The sequence below is a fragment of the Desulfosarcina sp. genome, assembly GCF_041551955.1.
Classification (GTDB): Bacteria; Desulfobacterota; Desulfobacteria; order Desulfobacterales; family Desulfosarcinaceae; genus Desulfosarcina.
On sequence record NZ_JBFELV010000053.1, the window covers coordinates 1 to 18,478 of the forward strand.

At 55.3% G+C, this 18,478-nt stretch carries 13 protein-coding genes; 1 reads left to right on the top strand and 12 read right to left on the bottom strand.

All coding sequences use genetic code 11. The annotated features are described in order from the left end of the window. The 7 genes from ABYV26_RS06390 to ABYV26_RS06420 all read right to left on the bottom strand — a co-directional run. The coding region (locus tag ABYV26_RS06390; RefSeq protein WP_372679261.1) for an FAD-dependent oxidoreductase at nt 1-1,844 on the bottom strand (1,844 nt) is incomplete at its 3' end. Between the two features lie 69 nt (nt 1,845-1,913). Beyond that, a complete protein-coding gene (locus ABYV26_RS06395) occupies nt 1,914-3,065 on the bottom strand; it encodes a (Fe-S)-binding protein (protein ID WP_372679263.1) in 1,152 nt (383 codons plus the stop codon). 34 nt (nt 3,066-3,099) lie between these two features. Continuing rightward, a complete protein-coding gene (locus tag ABYV26_RS06400) occupies nt 3,100-3,645 on the bottom strand; it encodes a (4Fe-4S)-binding protein (protein WP_372679265.1) in 546 nt (181 codons plus the stop codon). A 17-nt stretch (nt 3,646-3,662) separates the two neighbouring features. After that, nucleotides 3,663-5,669 carry an aldehyde ferredoxin oxidoreductase N-terminal domain-containing protein gene (locus tag ABYV26_RS06405; protein WP_372679266.1) on the bottom strand — a complete coding sequence of 669 codons (2,007 nt, stop codon included), beginning with the start codon at nt 5,667-5,669 and terminating at the stop codon, nt 3,663-3,665. Beyond that, nucleotides 5,666-7,807, bottom strand: coding sequence for a (Fe-S)-binding protein (locus ABYV26_RS06410; RefSeq protein WP_372679268.1), 2,142 nt, complete (start codon nt 7,805-7,807; stop codon nt 5,666-5,668). Before ABYV26_RS06410 ends, ABYV26_RS06405 begins: the two co-directional genes overlap by 4 nt. An 88-nt stretch (nt 7,808-7,895) precedes the next feature. After that, the gene (locus tag ABYV26_RS06415) at nt 7,896-8,855 is read right to left on the bottom strand and encodes an electron transfer flavoprotein subunit alpha/FixB family protein (protein WP_372679270.1); all 960 of its coding nucleotides are present in this window, start codon (nt 8,853-8,855) and stop codon (nt 7,896-7,898) included. Nucleotides 8,856-8,925: 70 nt separating this feature from the next. After that, complete coding sequence (locus tag ABYV26_RS06420; RefSeq protein WP_372679272.1) at nt 8,926-9,711, bottom strand: electron transfer flavoprotein subunit beta/FixA family protein; 786 nt, start codon at nt 9,709-9,711, stop codon at nt 8,926-8,928. 593 nt (nt 9,712-10,304) lie between these two features. On the opposite strand from ABYV26_RS06420, the gene ABYV26_RS06425 reads away from it, so the two are divergent. Continuing rightward, a complete protein-coding gene (locus ABYV26_RS06425; protein ID WP_372679274.1) occupies nt 10,305-12,062 on the top strand; it encodes a murein L,D-transpeptidase in 1,758 nt (585 codons plus the stop codon). 53 nt (nt 12,063-12,115) lie between these two features. Here ABYV26_RS06425 and ABYV26_RS06430 read toward each other — a convergent pair whose 3' ends face one another. The 5 genes from ABYV26_RS06430 to ABYV26_RS06450 form a co-directional block, all read right to left on the bottom strand. Next, nucleotides 12,116-13,084, bottom strand: coding sequence for an ABC transporter ATP-binding protein (locus ABYV26_RS06430; RefSeq protein ID WP_372679276.1), 969 nt, complete (start codon nt 13,082-13,084; stop codon nt 12,116-12,118). Next, nucleotides 13,081-14,091: an ABC transporter ATP-binding protein gene (locus ABYV26_RS06435; protein ID WP_372679278.1), complete on the bottom strand. Its 1,011-nt coding sequence runs from the start codon at nt 14,089-14,091 to the stop codon at nt 13,081-13,083. Before ABYV26_RS06435 ends, ABYV26_RS06430 begins: the two co-directional genes overlap by 4 nt. 329 nt (nt 14,092-14,420) lie before the next feature. Next, nucleotides 14,421-15,587 carry an ABC transporter permease gene (locus ABYV26_RS06440; RefSeq protein WP_372679280.1) on the bottom strand — a complete coding sequence of 389 codons (1,167 nt, stop codon included), beginning with the start codon at nt 15,585-15,587 and terminating at the stop codon, nt 14,421-14,423. After that, nucleotides 15,587-16,546, bottom strand: coding sequence for an ABC transporter permease (locus ABYV26_RS06445; protein ID WP_372679282.1), 960 nt, complete (start codon nt 16,544-16,546; stop codon nt 15,587-15,589). The genes ABYV26_RS06440 and ABYV26_RS06445 overlap by 1 nt, the downstream gene beginning before the upstream one ends. A gap of 9 nt (nt 16,547-16,555) precedes the next feature. After that, nucleotides 16,556-18,478: ABC transporter substrate-binding protein (locus ABYV26_RS06450; RefSeq protein WP_372679284.1), on the bottom strand; the 1,923-nt coding region annotated here is incomplete at its 5' end.

The window sequence follows — 18,478 nt, forward strand, 5'->3', positions numbered from 1 at the left end:
ACCAGGGTCGCCTTGTTTACCGGCAGGTCGAACTCCTGCAAGGGCTCCAGACGACTGGCACGCGCCACCGACATGCGGACAATATCGTGCGCTTTTTTAGTGGCCTCGTCCTTTTGTTTGGTGTGGACCCAGGAGCAATGCTCTCTGATGTTGGCCATATCCAGGTAATACTGATTCAACCCCGCCTCCCGGAGGGTGTCCCGGAACAGCGGTTCAAGCGTTCTGGGGGAACAGGCGGCGATCACCACGCGATTCAACCCTTTTTCCTTGGCCAGATCGGTTATCTCCTTGGCGGAGTTGGTGGCACATGAGAACAGCTGTTCCTGGGCGTAGACCACATGGGGCAGGGTCATGGCATAGTCGACGGTGGAAGGAACATTGACGACACTGGAAATATTCGCCCCGCAATGACACACGAAAACCCCTATCTTGGGCGTCTCGCGGGAGACATCTCGTTCCGGCGGGTAAGTTCTCTCTCTGGCCAGCTTTCCTCGTCTGTAGTCAAGCAGCGCGCCGCACTGGGCGCTGGCTGCGCTGGCGGTGAACACCGATTCCGGAATATCCGTCGGACCCTGGAAGGCGCCGCTGACGTAGATCCCCCGTTGGCTGGTCTTCATGGGGTTTTCGTTGTCGGTTTGATTGAATCCGTGTGAGTTGAGCGCGATGCCGAACTTTTCCGCGAGCCCTTTATATTCCGCAGGAGGGTTCAATCCGACGGAAAGGACGACCATGTCGAATTCTTCCTCTTTCACGCCGTCATCGTTGGTCGCATAACGGACAACGACATTCTTGCTGTCCGGTTTCTCGCCGACGATGGACACGTAGCTTCGGATGAATTCGACGCCGGGAAGCTGTTCCGCTCTTTGGAAAAACCGTTCGAAATCCTTGCCGTAGGAACGGATATCGTTGTGGAATATGGTGCACCGGGCTTCGGTGTCATGTTCTTTGGTCAAAATCACCTGTTTTTGGGTGTAGGTGCAGCACACGCCTGAACAATAGCTGTTCTCGCCCTCGGTCACCCGTCTGGACCCCACGCATTGAATCCAGGCTAATTTTTTGGGATGCCGCTTGTCGGAGGCTCGCAGCACCACACCCCCGTATGGCCCGGTGGATGATAAAAGCCGCTCATAATCCATGCTGGTGACCACGTTCTGCAGGCGTCTGTAGCCATATTCATCCTTGACCGACGGATCAAAGGGTCGGATGCCGGAAGCCAGAATGATCGCGCCGACATGGACCTCCTCTTTTTGCGACGTCTGCTTGAAATCGATGGCGCCGGTCTGGCACACGCCCCTGCAGATGTCACACTTGCCTTCTTTCAGGTAAAGACAACTTTCATCGATATAGGCGACAAGCGGAATGGCCTGAGAAAAGTAGACATGTACGGCCTTGTTGTCCGATATCTCCTGGTTAAAGGGGTCAGGATACTGAACCGGGCAATATTTTACACATGTCGTGCAGCCGGTGCACTTTTCCTCGATGATGTAACGGGGTTTCTTGGTCAGGGTCACCGTGAAATCTCCCGCCTGCCCCTCTACACCGTCAACTTCCGTAAATGTCAGAATCTCTATGTTTGGATGCCGGCCGACCTCGACCAGTTTCGGTGAGAGAATTCACATGGAACAGTCATTGGTTGGAAAGGTTTTGTCAAGCTGGGCCATATGGCCGCCGATGCTCGGACCTTTCTCAACCAGGTAGACTTTAAATCCGGCAGTGGCAAGATCAAGCGAGGCTTGAATACCGCTGACCCCCCCACCGACAACCATTACGTCTCCAAAATTAACCTCTCCAAGGCTTCCGGAAAATTGTTGTATGATCTCTGTTGGCAATACTTCGTTTTCCACTTTCTCTCACCTCGTCATCATCTTTAAGTTCATGGTACCCGGATCGCGCACATCTGGTAAAAAAATGCGCTAAATCACGTCCTGAATAATTTCCGTGATATCTTTGACCGCGATGGTGTCATCATATTCCAGATTCAGCCGGCTTTCCTCAAAATTGGTAATGCAGTAAGGGCAGGCGGTCACCAGTTCAACGGCACCGACCGCAACCGCCTGTTTTAACCGGATGTCGGAAAACCGCTCTTCCATGGGCGTATCCATCCAGATCCTGCCGCCGCCGCCGCCGCAGCAGAGGCTCTCCTTGCGCGAATCGGCCATCTCGATCATTTCCAGACCAGGAATCTTATTTAAAAGGTCCCGGGGCTGGTCATAGATGTCATTGTGACGACCCAGGTAGCAGGGATCATGATAGGTCACTTTCTTTTCATACGCCCCGGTCAGTACGAGCCTTCCATGGTTGACCAACTCGCATAGATATTGGGAGATATGAACCACCTCGAAGTTGACCATAAATTCGGGATACTCGTTCTTGAACGTATGGTAGCAGTGAGGAGAAGAGACAATTATCTTTTTAACCCCGTTGTCAATAAAGGTCTTGATATTTTCCCGGGCCAGGCTTTTGAACACCTTCTCACTGCCCGTCTTGCGGATGCTTTCTCCGCAGCAGCTTTCCTTTGAACCGAGTATACCGAATTCCACCCCGGCGCTTTTAAGGATGCTGGCTGTGGCGGTAGCCACCTTTTTCATTCTCGGGTCATAGCTGAGATAGCAACCGACAAAATAGAGCGCTTCCATCCCCTCGGTGAAGGTTTTCACGCCAAGGCCCGTGGCCCAATCCGCCCGCTTGTTTCGTTCTCCCTGCAAGGGATTTCCTTCGGAAATCAGGCTTGCTCTCGCGGTACGGGCAGATCGGACAGAAGACGGAAAGACCTCGTACTCTGCAGCGACTCTGCGCAAAGAGACCCCGACCTCTATCTGTTTTACGCCCCGTGGACACTGCTGTGGACATCTTCCGCAGGTCGTGCACCGCCAGATATCTTCGCCGTCTATCTCGGTCAAACCGAAGGTGGCTTCCCGGATAATCTTGCGAATGCTGAATTGCCTTACCCGGTTCCATGGGCAAACCGTGTCGCACAATCCGCACTGAAAGCAGAACCTGAGGGCGTCTCCACCGGCTTCTTTAATCTCGTCGATGACCTCTTTGAAGGGAGCGACTGTTTCCACTGTCTGTATCAATCCTCTTTTTGGGCTGGTTTACTTAATCTTTCTTGGATATCCGGGCTACGGCGTCTTTGATCTTTTCCAGTCCGTATCTGTCTGCCAGCGCTTCCAATCCGATTTCGAGGTCTTCAAGCTCATCCTGCGGATCCTGCTGGCCGCCTTCCTCTTCCCTTTGCTCTAAAACCAGGGCATCATGCGGGCACCACTTCACACACAAGGGTTCTTCTTCACCCTCACACATATCGCATTTCAAAGGAAGGCCGGAATCGGGCTCTTTGAACTCGTCCCTGGATGGACACGAGGCCCGGCAGAAGGCGCACTCGTCATACTCCTTGCCGTCAATGGTGTATTTATCCCTGCCGGCACACTCGGCAACCGCATATTCACCCGCATAGACCGGGACGTACAAGTCCCTTAAGGGTTCACGAATGATTCGAATGCGTGACCGGGCTGGATTGTTGCTGCTGTATTTCGGTTCCGCGTGAAAGGCGGAGCAGATCATCTCACAAGCCCGGCAGCCGTTGCACTTATCGACATCGATTTTTATCGTTTTAATGGTTTTTTTCTCTTTTTTACCTTTCAAGGTACACGTCCTCCAGGCTAATTTGTCTCTTGTTGAGCGGCCACCGGTTCGGCCGGGGCCTCCTCACCATCCGCCAGGATCCCCCTGTTGACAAAATCTTCGCTTACGTAATCCAAACCCAATTCATGCAGCGATGCTTTGGTGGGGACACCATCATTGTTCCACCCTTTGAATCGGTAATAGGTGTCTAAAAGCTCCTTTTCGAGCTCGGGAAACCGTTTCTTCCAATGGTTCTTTGGCGGTTGATCATCTTTTCTGCGCATGCCCCTTCTTATGTTGATGGCCCTGACCAACGTACGGTATCGTTTGGCCGCCTGGCTGAGTGAGGCCTCATCCATAGAGAATCCGGTCGCCGCCGATATAAATTTCGGGTAGTTGTGTATGTGATAGGGGGGTTTCAAGGGGAAGGAGGACAAACCGGCACACATGCCGAGCGCGTCATCGATGTAGTGCATCTTCTCCTGCCAGTCGACAATTTCACAACACATGTCAACCGTCGGATAATAGGGCATCGAATTTTCTCCGCGCGGCTCCCAATCCAGGAAATATTGTTTGAATTTTTCGTCGGGCACCTGGTGCCAGTCCTTTACAAATGCCTCCCGGTGTTCTCTTTTAGGATAAGGGGCCTGGGGGAATTGACCTTCGATCTGGGTGATATTCATCTTCTCACCGGTACTGTACATTAAAAAATAGATCGGATTGAGCATGGACAGCTTGAGCGGCAGCTGTTCATGCTTCTTGATGTTGTTGTGCGCATATTCCTCCGCACCGTTGCCGATCGCTTTGGCCGCCCAATAGGTTCCATCGGCCAGAACGTCTCCGATCCCTTCGCGCCGAACGATCTTATCCAGCAGATAGTAGAATCTGCCTTCATTGTCTGCCGGCATGTCTGGAAAGTCCGCCTCGGACAAGAGACCTTTTTCGAGGAGCTCGAGGCCGAAGGCCATCACCTGCGGGGCGGAGAATCCGTCTACACCATACTCAGTGGCACGCTGAGCGATTTTTAAACCGAAGTCCAGATCTGAGAAGGCCGCCATGGTATAGGTCAGCTTCGTGAAGCATTTCATCATGTAGGTTGGCAGGCCGGGCATGGAAATGGTCGCCCCGCATGTCATCGGGCAGTTGTAGCAACTGATCAGTCTCGTCCGGGATTTGTCCAGGGTCTCCATCCAATCCCGCGCGATCTCATCGGTCCAGAAACCTTTTCGCCGGACGCGTGAATTTCCCCACATGAAATTTTCGGTATGCCACTTCTCGTCATGGACCTTCATCTCCTGAGGGGATCCCAACCCGGCCAGAATCGGCATGACCCCCGGAATCGGGTTGTCATTGCGAAATTGGATATATTGCATCACTTCGTTGCAAAGGTCCATGTATTCAGCCGGCTTGGCGACATGGAGGTCCTGGGTGCCGCGAACGACGATCGCCTTTACCCGCTTGTCTCCCATGACAGCCCCAATGCCGCCGCGGCTGGCGCTGGATCGACCCTGCTCGATGGAGGCAAAAAAGACCCTGTTCTCTCCGGCCATACCGATGGCCGCGACCTGGGCTTTGGGCTCCTTAAGCTCCTTGCGGATGATTTCTGCCGTTTCGATGGCGCCTTTTCCCTTCAGGTGAGAGGCGTCACGTAGTTCCACCGTGCCGTTGTCGATCCACAAATAGACCAGGTCCGGCGACTTGCCGCGAAGGATCACTTTGTCATAACCGGCGTACTTCAATTCAGGTGCAAAGAACCCCCCCATCATCGAAAAGGCCATCAACTTGGTTTGAGGCGAGATGGTGGTCACAATGGTTCGATTACAACCGGTTGCGGGTGTCCCGCACAACAGACCGGCGCTGAAGATCAATAGATTCTCAGGAGAAAACGGTTCGACTTCAGGGGGAACGCGATCCCACATAATCTTGGCATTCGTGCCCAAACCACCCAGGTAAAGCTCGGTGTCTTTAGGGTTTGTCGCCACCTTTTCGATGTTTCCCCGGGTTAGATCGACTTCTAAATTAAAGCCTGTTTCTGCGTACCTCATTTTTTTTGCCCCTTTGAAATAATACTTGATGACACCATATTCTTTTCAACGATTTCAGCGATATCCATCGTTTTGACCTCCTCCTCTTTGCCCAGCTCTTTCATCCCGTCTTCGATCATGGTCAGGCAGAAAGGACAACCGACCGCGACGTTGGATACCCCGCAATCGACGATTTCTTCCGAACGCGCCAGATTGATTCGTTTGCCGATCGTCTCCTCCATCCACATTCTTCCGCCACCGGCGCCGCAACAATAGCTCTCCCGCCCGTGTCGATCGAGTTCTTTGAGGCCGCCGTTGGAGACCGATCGCAGAACCGATCGGGGTTGGTCGTAAATGTTATTGTAGCGTCCGAGATAACATGGGTCGTGATAGGTCAGCCCGCCGTCGAGCGACGGTTTCAGTTTGATTTTTCCGGCTTTGACGAGGCCTTCGATGAACTCGGCATGATGGATCACCTCGTAATTCCCCCCCATTTGAGGATAATCATGTTTAAGCGAATTGAGGCAATGCGGACAGGCGGTGATTATTTTCTTAACCTGGTAGGCGTTCAGCGTGGCAATGTTTTCCTCGGCCATCATCTGGAACAACATTTCATTGCCCACGCGTCGGGCAAAATCCCCGGTACATTTTTCTTCCACACCCAGCATGGCGAAGCTGACCCCCGCATTTTTCAAAATGTTGACCAGGCTGATAGATACTTTTTTGGACCGATCGTCGAAGGACCCGGCACACCCGACCCACAGCAGATAGTCGACGTCCGGGTCGTCCGCCATTATTTTTACATCAAGTCCGTGGGCCCAATCGGCGCGTTTGTCATACCCGATGCCCCACGGATTTCCGTTTCGTTCGAGCCCTTTCAACGCCGGGTTCAGCTCTTTGGGATAAGCTTCCGCGATCAAGGTCTGCCCCTGGCGCATGGCGATAATTCTGGGCACGTGTTCAATGGTCACCGGGCACACTTCTTCGCAGGCCCGACACGTCGTACATGCCCAGAGCGTCTCCTGCGCAATGATCTCGCCAATTAACGCTTTATCACTGTTAAGCGCCCTGATCGCCTGCTTGGCGTTTTCAATTTGCTCGTCATCTTCGATTTGCCGAAGGGTCGCGGACAACTTGGCCCGTTTGACGATGTTGTCTGCATTTTCATATAGTTCGCGCTTCAATTGATCATTGAATTCATGCAGATTTAAGGGTTTGTCGGTGGTGTAGGTCGGACAGACGTCCTTGCAACGTCCACATTCGGTGCAGGTGTACAGGTCCAGTCCCTGTTTCCAGTTGAGCTGATGGATGTGGTTGAGCCCCAGGGATTCTTCCTCCCAGGCGGTTTCGTCTTCCAAATCCAATGGTTTTGTCTTTTCATGGGGATAGCCCAGGCTCTTTAAAAAAACATTGGGCAGCGCGGTGATCACGTGAAAATGCTTCCCGGTGGGAAGTATATTGAGAAATATCAACTGCGTACAGATGTGCACCCAAAACATCACCACCAGGATGGTAACGTTGGCATCCGCGTTCAAGCCCGAAACCAAACTGGCCGCGCCCACCGATATGGGCGTCCAGAGGAATTCAGATCCATACTTCAGGTTGTTGAAGTAGTGAATATTCCCCGGGTTGTCATACAGCTGGATCAAATTGTAGCGCGCCCCGTCGTACAATAGATCCGACACCATCAGGATCCCAATCATCACCAGGACCAGATAGGCTTCGAAGGTGTTGTGCATGCGCTTGGGTTTTAAAACGGCGCGTCGATAGATGGCCAAGACCACCATCAACAAGACGATGCCCTCCATGATATCTTTGACGGCGATATACAGATATCCAAGCAGACCATCGCCACCCAAGAACGGCAGGTGATAGCCTTCTTGAAATCCTTCTCCATACAGGGTCAGGCTGCGGATCAGCAAGATACAAAAACCCCAGAAGATCAACGCATGCATCAACCCCGAACTTCTCTCTGCTGCTCTTCCGACCAGGCGTTTCTGGCCGATGGCCAGCGTAGCCAAGCTGCCCAGGCGTTCCTTGAGATGATTGGCTCTATCGGTCGGTTCGAGTGCCCTTAGCAATTGAATCTTGCCAATCATCGTACGGCTGAAAACGGTCAATCCAACAAGCAGTAAAAGGGCCATCAACAGTGGATTCACAGTTGCCTCATCGACTCATGGTTAGCTGTTGTACTTATCCGACCAAAGCGTGGCGCACACGGCATCGACCGGCATTGGACCCGGCGGTCTAGTTTCTTAATTTTTTGATCTCTTCGCGCAGAATCGGAACCACCTCGAAGAGGTCTCCGACGATACCGTAGTCAGCCACGTTGAAGATAGGTGCTTCGGGGTCTTTGTTAACGGCCAGAATCACCTGGGAGCCGCTCATTCCCGCAAGATGCTGAATGGCGCCGGAGATGCCGATGGCCATGTAAAGGGTCGGTGCGACAATCTTGCCCGTTTGCCCGACCTGCTTGTTATGGGCCATGAACCCGCCGTCCACCATGGCGCGGGAGGAACCAAAGCCCGCTTTCAGGTCGCCGGCCAGCGCTTTTACCAGATCGACACCGGCCTGATCCTTGGCGCCTCGTCCCACGGAAACGACGACGTCCGCATCGGCAAGATCGATTTCACCGCTGGCATCCGACAGGAGCTCCTTGACCACGGCCTTCAGGTCAGGTGCCGGAGCGGAAAGCCGGACGACGTTTTGGGTCCCGGAGATCCCTTCCGCCGCCTCGAAGGCGCCGGCTCGTACCACCGCCACCAGCTGCCCGGTGTTGATTTTCACCCGCTGCATGACTTTATTGGCAATGGCGGGTCTGATGATTTCGATTTGATCGCCGTCAAGCATCACGTCGGTAATTTCCGTCGCACAGGCGGCATCCAACTGCGCGGCGACTCTCGGGGCCGCGGCCTTGCCGCTTTCGGAGAAACCGAACCAGACCAGATCGGCACCAAATTGCTTGGCGGCCTCGACGATACAGGATGCGTAAGGACCGGCAGAGAACAGCTCCAGCTTCGGATCATCGGCGATATATTGGGTATCGGAGCCGGCGCTCACCAGGTCGGGAATTAAGGATTCAATGCCGCTGCCAATCCCCACCACGGCGGTTTTGGCGCCGAGGGCCTTGGCCTTTGACAGCAGTTCGGCGGTGCTGCTTTTCAATACACCTTGTTTGATGTCTGCAATCACGAGTACGTTAGCCATGATGATGTCTTTCCTTGGTTGAATCCAGTTAAGGTCCAATGGGAATCGCGAACCATGCTATTACAATAGGCTATAACACCTTCGCTTCATTGGCCAAAAGAGCGACCACCTGGGCGGTGATCGCGGCTGGGTCGCCTTCAAATTTTTGCCCGGCGGTGCGCGTTTCCGATTTCATGAACTCGGCGATCTGCGATTTAGGCGTGGTGCCGCCGACTTGATCATACGAGGTGCCCAAGGCCGCCAGATCCAATACATCGATTTTTTTCTTCTTGGCCATCATGAGGCCGCGCATCTGGGGCAGTCGCGGCTCGTTTATACTGTCGGTAACCGTGATCACGGCGGGCAATGCCAGTTCAACGATTTCGGTTCCGGCGTCACCCAAACGCGATACGTTCATGTGCTGGTCGTCAATCACTTCGATGGCGACCACATTGCTGACACAAGGCAATCCCAGACGCTCAGCCAGGATGATGCCGGTTTGCCCATTATCCGTGTCCTGGGCCTGTTTGCCGGTAATAACCAGGTCATAGCTTCCCTTTTCGAAAACCTTTTGCAACACATTGGCATAGACAAACGAATCCGCTGCGACCAGTGCCGGGTCATCGATTTGAATACCGTGCTCAATCCCCATGGCGAATCCCCTGCGGATGATTTTGGTATTGTCTTCACCGCCGCCGATACTGACCAAGGTGGTTTCCGCCTGGTTGTTTTCCTTCAATTGGACAGCAGCCTCCACCGCATTTTCATCCCAGGCATTCATGACGTACTGCAGGCCTTCTTCAATGATCGCACCGTTTTCCACCCGGATAGTCAATTCCACATCAACTACTTTTTTAACGGTTGTGAGAATTTTCAACTTGCCCTCCTAATCATTTAGGATCAAAAAACCACAATGTAACTATATTATAGCTATAATGTGAATATATGAAGATTCTTCAAGGGGATGTCAAGTATTTTTTAAAAACATAGGACCTTGAAACCGGGTCGAAAGTTAGCGTTTTTCTGCCTCAGGCGGTTGGCCGGGGCCTGGGACACCTGTTGAACCCACCCCGCGCTCGCAGCGGGCAGCGTTTAATCGGGTTTTAAATTCATAAAAAATAGGTAAATTTATTCCTAATTTAGTCGTTGTTGGCTGCCGCATACGATTGATCGATTTTGTAACCTACCGTAATCCTTTTCATATTAAGGCTACCAAACAATATCGCCCGGTTGGTCCGTTTTTTGAAATGAGTGTGAATAGATTGCTCGATCCGCCGGCCAACGATCCTGCCACAGGCCATTTGACCGGCGTACCGCAAGGGTTCGATTCTGCGTTGGCGGGCTTGCCTTTCTGCCAACCGTGCCGGAACACCGCCGGCAAACAGACAACATGCGCGAAAACAACACATGAAGATCCAAGCTGGCATAAGACTCCTATTGATGACGGTCGCTCTCTGTCAGGCACCAACCATGGCAGCGGCGGAGGCGCCCCACGCGGCCGTTGAGGATGAGCTGTTGGCCTGGCTGACACCGATTGCGCACCTCGATGATGAATCGGGCGCCAACCCGCTGACGCCTGTGGCGCGATTCTACCGCATGGTCGACTACCGACCGATATGGATGGATGCAAACGGACTGCGTGACCCGGGGCACATCCTCATGAACGCCATCATGGCATCCTCCGGTGACGGCCTCAAACCGGACGACTACCTCTTCCCTGCCTTGGCGCAACCGTGGAACGATTCAGTTTCCTTCTCCGATGCGATCCGTCTTTCCTTCCTGAAACGGTATGTTCAGATGGATGTGGCCTTGACCGGCGTGATGCTGGACTATGCAACCCATTTGTGGCGGGGCCGCTTTGCCTCGGAAACCATTACCCACATGGGGTTGACCGGTCAGCGGACGCAGGGCAGAGATCTGCCGGCCGAACTGGCCGCAGCCGTGAAAGAAGATCGACTGACCGCATTTATTGAATCCTTGCGGCCCAAGCAAAGCGCCTATCTACGCCTGAGATCGACCTTGAAGCAATATGAGCAGATCCGCAGAAGCGGGGGTTGGCCGGCAATCGCGCCGGGCCCCTCGCTGAAGCTGGGAGACCAGACCCCCCGCGTCTCGGCACTGCGCAGCCGGCTGGCCCTGTCCCGTGATCTGACCGCGGACCAGCCCGCTAACCCTAATAGGTATGACCAGGATCTGGAAACGGCGGTCATGCGGTTTCAGTATCGCCATGGATTGGTCCCAGACGGTGTCGTCGGCAGGAAGACGCTGGCCGCCCTGTCGGTTCCCGTTGACCAACGCATCGTACAACTGCAGCTCAACATGGAGCGATGGCGATGGTATCCGGACAGCTTCGGCAAGCGGTACCTGCTGGTCAATATCCCCGATTACACGTTGAACGTCATGGAGGGGGAATGGACGGTCAAGCGCATGCGGGCCATCGTTGGCAAGTCACGCCGCCAGACCCCTGCACTGTCCGGCAGGATGACTTACCTCGAGTTCAATCCCTATTGGAATATCCCTCGAAAAATCGCCCGCAAAGATATCCTTCCCAAGGTCGTCAACGACCCGGATTACCTGACCCGACAGGGCATCCGGGTATTTGGCAGCTGGGACCGTCAGGCACCTGAGCTGGATCCGACCGGCATCATGTGGGAGAACCTGTCGGCGCGCTATTTTCCTTATCGCCTCAGGCAGGACCCCTCGGATGTGAACGCACTGGGTCGCATCAAATTCATGTTTCCCAACCCCCAGAGCGTCTACATCCACGACACCCCCGGCAAAGCCTTGTTCAACCAGCGGGAGCGACCTTTTTCCTCCGGATGCGTGCGGGTGGAATCGCCCCTGGACCTGGCCCAATACCTGTTGGAGGGCCAGGGCTGGAACCGCGCTCGGCTGGAAGCCGCCATGATGGATGGACGGCGGCAAACCGTGGTGCTGGACGACCCCATCCCGGTGCACCTGGTTTATTTTACCGCCTGGGTGGATGCGGATAGCACGGTGAATTTCAGGCGGGACATTTACGATCGGGACCGAAAGCTGCAGATCGCCCTCAACAATCGCGATACCGACCTGATCGTTTGCAGCTCCGATGCGATGAGAAACCATCTGATGGCGGTTTGTTCGCCCTTGTCAATTGATCCCCACGCCATGGTAGATGCGTCGACACGCATCGCCGCCGCTACCGTGCCACCATTAGAAGCGCCGAGCAACCCGACGACCGGGCTCTGAAGACCACAATGCCATCAATCGTTTCAATGCAGGAATCTGGCGGGCCAACGACGTCATGCCGCCTTCCAGCAGCGCACAAAATGACCATCCCCCACCTTGACCATGGCGGGCGGTTCATGCGTGCAAGCATCATCGTAGTCGGGGCATTGATCGCCAAAGGCACACCCATCAGGCAGCGGTGCGCGCTCCCATTCAGCCCCCACCTGGGGTGACCACCCGACCTCCGTGGTTTCGGGAACCGCGGCCAGCAGGTTGAGCGTATAGGGGTGGCGGGCATGATCGAAAAGCGCAAGAGCCGGTGCCGATTCCACGATGCGGCCCCGATACATCACACAGACGTGGTCGCAAATGTAACTGACCACATTGAGGTCATGAGAGATAAAGAGGTAGCTTAACCCCAGCTCGTCCTGGAGATCCTTGAGCAGGTTGATGATCTGCGCCTGGATGGAGACATCCAGCGCCGAGATAGGTTCATCGCAAAGGACCAATTGGGGAGAAACGCTCAGCGCGCGGGCAATGCCAACCCGTTGACGCTGGCCGCCGCTGAATTCATGGGGATAGCGACCGGCGCTGGCCGCCGGCATGCCCACCATATCCAGCAGGGCTTGAATCCGCTTTCGCTGGTCGGATCTGTCCTTGATGCCTGCCATGCGAACACCATCGCATATGGATTGAGCCACGGTCATGCGCGGATTGAGAGAACTATAAGGGTCTTGGAAGATCATTTGAATCTTTTTGCGCAGCGGCTTGAACGCACGCTCGTTCAGCGAGGTGATCTCCCGGCCGTCGAAATGAACGGTGCCGCCGTCTGGTTCCAGCAGCCTGAGAATCAGACGCGCCACCGTGGATTTGCCGCAACCGCTTTCGCCCACCAGGCCCAGCGTCTGGCGGGGTCCAATGTCAAGGTCCACACCATCCACAGCCCTTACGTAGCCGCCCACCCGCTGAAGCAGGCCGCGTCGAACCGGAAAGTATTTTTTCAGCGCCGTTATTCGAAGCAGCGGTGTGGTGGATGCGGTCATGCGCCCACCTCCTGGGTCCGGCGCTGGGCGGCAAAAAGGACGGGGCAGCGGGCTTTGTGCCCCTCACCATATCTGCAAAGGTCGGGAAACACGCTTTCGCAAGCGGGTTCACGGTATTGGCAACGGGGGTGGAACGGGCATCCAGTGGGCCGGTATGCCGGATGAGGGACATTGCCCGGAATGTTATAGAGGCGCTGGCCCCGCTTTTTTTTGGTGGGCAGTGCATTCAGGAGCGCAATGGTATAAGGGTGCCTGGCATGTCCGAAAATGATGCCGGTTGGACCCTGTTCCACCACCACGCCGGCATACATCACGTAGACCCGATCGGCAATGGCTGCCACCACACCCAAGTCGTGGGTGATGTATTGAATGGCCATGTTTTTATCCTGCTTCAGTTTCTTCAGCAGACTCAGAATCTGGGCTTGCACGGTAACGTCCAGGGCGGTGGTAGGCTCGTCGGCGATAATCAAGTCCGGCTCACAGGCCAGGGCCATGGCGATCATCACCCGTTGGCGCTGCCCGCCGCTGAGTTGGTGAGGATAGTCGCCCACACGCCGTTGCGGGTCGACAATGCCCACATCGTCAAGAAGCTGGATCGTACGGCGACGGGTCTCCTCCACCGACACCCGTTCATGGGCCAACACCGACTCGCTGATCTGGTCGCCAATGGTAAACACCGGGTTCAGGGAGGTCATTGGCTCCTGAAAAACCATGGCGATGCGTTTGCCCCGCAGGGCGCGCAGTTCATCCTGCGGCAGATCCAAAAGGGATCGGCCGTCAAAGGTGATTCGACCGCCGGCGATCGATGCCGGGGGCTGCTTGAGCAATCCTAATATGGCCAGGGCCGTCACCGTCTTTCCGCAGCCGGACTCCCCCACGATGCAGACCGTCTCCTGGCGGCGGACGAAAAAATCCACGCCATCCACCGCCCGGGCCACGGGACCGTCGCCAATAAAATGGACCTGCAGGTTTTCAACGGAAAGTAATATATCGTTCGATTCAGGCATAATGGGTTCTGGATTCCGGGTTCCGGGTTCTGGGTTCCGGGTTCTGGGTTCCGGGTTCTGGGTTCTGGGTTCCGGGTTCTGGGTTCTGGGTTCTGGGTTCTGGGTTCTGGGTTCTGGGTTCCGGGTTCGGCTTTGAGCTTCGATCTTCGAGCTGATAAGCAAAGAGGCTCTGGGCTTATGCTTCGCGAAGTGGTTTTCCAGCCCTATCACAGGGTCAAGGTCAAGGCGGCGCAAGGTGATTAACCGCAGACGTAGCAGCGCTACGTTGAGGATGAATCGCCTTGCGCCAACGCAGAGATTGGGCCTGTGAGAGGGCTGAAAAGCCGCTTCTAGTTGCGTTCGCGCAACTTTGGGTTGAGAATATCCCGCATCCCCTCCCCGAACAGATTGAATGCCAGCACAACAATTAAAATTACCACCCCCGGCACGAAGGTCAGCCAGGGGGCATCAAAGATAAAGGCCTTGCCGTCAGATAGAATGTTGCCCCATGTGGCGTGTGGGGGGGGGACGCCGAAACCCAAAAAACTCAGTCCCGCTTCGGTGAGCATGGCCGACGCAATACCCAGGGTGGCCGAAACCAGAACCGGCGCAACGGCGTTAGGCATGATGTGACGAAAGATGATGCGGGCGTCGCTGATACCCAATGCCCTGGCAGCCGCCACGAAATCCTGTTCTCTCAATGACAGGAATTCCGCGCGAACGAAACGGGTGGTCCCCATCCAACTGGTCAACCCGATAATGACCATGATGTTGTAGATGCTCGGCGGCAAAAGGGCGACCACCGTGAGAATCAAAAAAAATGAGGGAAAGCAAAGCATAATGTCCACGGCGCGCATGATCAGGGTGTCCACCTGCATGGTCGGCAGCACCATCCATTTCAGGTAGCCGGGCAATGTCGATACATTGCGGGCGTGTCGGCTGGTAAAGCCCCAGCCGGCAATGGCGGTGATCAGCAGAACAGCAGCTGCCGTCAACAGCCGATGATAAGCCAGCACGATGGCCGCGACCAGCAGCAACCCGAAGATGATGTGCCCCGACTGAATATATTGCCGCCCGTAGTATCCGGCAATGCCGCCCAGCAGGATGCCGATACCCACGGCAATGCCCACGGCCACAAACCCGACCGTCAGGGACACCCAGGCCCCCTGGAGCATGCGGGCAAACACATCCCGACCCAGTTCATCTGTGCCCAGCAGATAGATGCCCAGAGCGGGGAGCGCTTCCGGTCGCAGGCGGTCTGTCTTAGGTGCAGACAGGGGAGGCCGAAGCTTTTCCTGCAGGCGTACGCGGGCGGGGTCTAAAATGGGGTCCTTGCCGGAAGTTACCGTCAGCCCGGCCACGGCAACGGCAAAAAAAATCAGAAAAATGATCAGGCCGCTAAGGGCCATTCGATTTTGGCGCAGCAGGTGCCATGTCTCGGCCCAGGGCGAGCGGGATGGCGGCATATCGGTTTGGCCGGTTTCAATTCGGTCCATGGGGTTGACTGCAGTCGGCATCAGAGTTTGATCCTTGGGTCCGCCACCGTGTAAAGCACATCAGAAACCAAGGTGCCCACCAGCACCAGAACGGCGGTGATGAAGTTGACTGTCAATATGACCGGGTAGTCCCTGCCCAAAATGGCTTCATAGGCCAATCTTCCCATCCCGGGCCAGGAGAATATCGATTCGATGATCACCGACCCGCCGATGAGACCGGGCAGGATCAGTCCGAACATGGTCACGAAGGGCAGCAGCGCATTGCGCAAGGCGTGACGGTAGTACACGGTTTCCGACGGCAGCCCTTTGGCCCGGGCCGTGCGCACATAGTCCTGTCCGATAATCTCCAGCATCTGGCTGCGCACATACCGGGAAAGCACCGCCACCCCACCGGTGGCCCCGAGGATGGATGGAAGCACCAGATGCCAGGTGCGATCCATGATCTGAACGAAAGGGGACGCCGACGTCACACCGAATGTCTCCATGCCGATAACAGGCACCTGCAGTTTGGTTACGGTCAAAATGATCAGGATATAGGCAAAAAAGAACCCCGGGATGGAGATGAGCAGATAGGCCAGAAATGTCGCCGATTTATCGTAGATCCCATCCCGCATGATGGCCGATCGGATTCCCACGGGAAACGAAAATGTCCAGGTCAGAATGGTCCCCACGATGAACAGGGGCAGGCTGTTCAGAAACCGCTCCCATATCTTACCCAGCACCGGCAGATTGTCGCGCCAGGAGACGATCCGGCCGGTGAGGAGATTTTTATAAAAAAGCATGTACTGGACGTGCAGGGGCTTGTCCAGATTGAACTCCGTGCGCATGCGCGCCACCATCTCCGGCGTGAACTTGGGATTCAGTGGATCGATTTGACTGGGTTCGCCCGGAGCCAGATGAATGATCAGAAAAGAGATCACCGAGACGAAAAAAAGGGTCACGACCTTTTGGACGATGCTTCTCCCCAAATATGCCAGCATGGGTGTTCCCTATCCGTCGGCCGACAATTCTGGCGGCCGGTTCAGTTTGATCCACTGGTTGAAATGAAAGGTGTAGCCGCCGGTTTTGGTGGGGACGATGGGTTGGTATACGCTGCGGCCGTCGGCCCCGGTGATCGCCCTTACGATGCGTTTGTCCAACAACGCGGTCCAGCGGCTGATGTACAGAAAGGTATACGGCTGCTCCGCGGCGATGATTTCGTGCAACCGGCGGCAATAGGCCACCTGGCGATCATGATCATACTCCTGTCTGATCTTCAGGATCAAATCGTCAGCCGTGGAGTTGGAAAACCCCACGAAATTGAGTTGGAAGGGGCCGCTCTGGCTGGAGTGCCAGATTTGAAACAGATCCGGATCGATGCCCATCGACCAACCCAGTATCAATGCGTCGAAGTCGAGCTGGTTGACGCGTCTTTGAATGAACACCGACCACTCCAGCAAGTCGGTCTCGACCTGAATGCCGATCTTCTTCCATGCATCCTGGGCGATGGCCAGAATGGCTTTTCGCAGTGGGTTGCCGTTGTTGGTAATCAAGGTGAAGGCCAGGCGCTTGCCGTTTTTTTGCAGATAGCCGTCACCTCCGCGCCGCCAGCCGGCCTCGGCCAGCAGCGCGACCGCACCTTCCGGATCATAGGGCAACGGTTCGATGTCGTGGTTGTAATAATCGGTCTGCTTCACGAATGGCCCGGTGATCGATTCTCCCTGGCCGTAGAGCACGTAATCGATGATTTCCTGGGTGTCGATGGCCATACCCAACGCCCGACGCACTCGGGGATCGGTGAACGGCTCCCGTCTTGCATTGTAGCCGATGTAGGAGTACCCGAAGGCGGTGCCCGAAAAATGTTGAAAGCGTTCATCTTTGCTGAACCGCGTCACCTGATGCGGCAGCACATTGTAATCGTCAACCGTGCCGGCATAAAACTCCATCTCCTGGGTCAGGGGATCGGGTATGATCCGCATCACGTATTCCTTATAGTTGGGTGCGCCCTCCCAATAGGATTGAAACTGCTCCAGGCGAACGTACTGGTCCGATTTCCACTCCTTGAATACAAATGGCCCGCAGCCGACAGGCCGGCGGCTGAATCGGCTCTGACGCATGCTGAATTCCTCCGGCGCCAGGCCCTTGGCGGTCGCCTCTTGGGTGAGCGCCTGATCGCTGAGCAGGTGGGCGGGTAAAATACCCATGCCCCAGGTTGCAAAAGCCGGCGAATAGAGCCGTTTGTATACGATGCGCACCGTATGCGGATCGACGACCTCAACCTCTTTCACCGGCTCGTAGTCGGGAATGCGGGGCGAGAGGTTCTTGGGGTCGAGGATGGCTTCATAGGTAAATTTCACATCCGCGGCCGTCACCTCATGACCGTCGTGAAATTGGACACCCGGCCGAAGATAAAATTCGATGATCGGGTTGTGGGCGGTCGAAGGCATTAACTCCCTTGCCTCGGCTTCAAGCTGCGCTTCTGGCGCTCCGGGTTCGGCGGTCACATAAACGGATGGGTCAAAGGTATCAAAATAGCCGTCGCCCAATATATCGGCCAGGCGTTCAAAGAGCATTTGGTCCACCCGATCGAGCACGATGCGAACCCGCGGTGGCGCCTTGATCCGCAGGGTGATGGGCGTGGTGCTTTCTCCTTGATCAATCGAAATGGTGTGGGTGATAGCTTCCGGCGGCAACAAATCAACGCTTTTGACATGCTGCCATTCCGGCGTGCCAGGGTTCAGGGCGGTTCGAAGTTTCGAGACCAGAACGGATGGAGCGATGAGACCCCAGCGGGCCGTGGCGGCATAGTCGTTGATGTAAAAAAAAGCATGTTCGTATATCTTCCAGCGATGCGCCACCCGTCCGCGAAACTGGAGGTTTTCGTCCCGGTCGATGAGGCCTTCGAATACCAGCCCGTTGATCTGGCTGCTGGC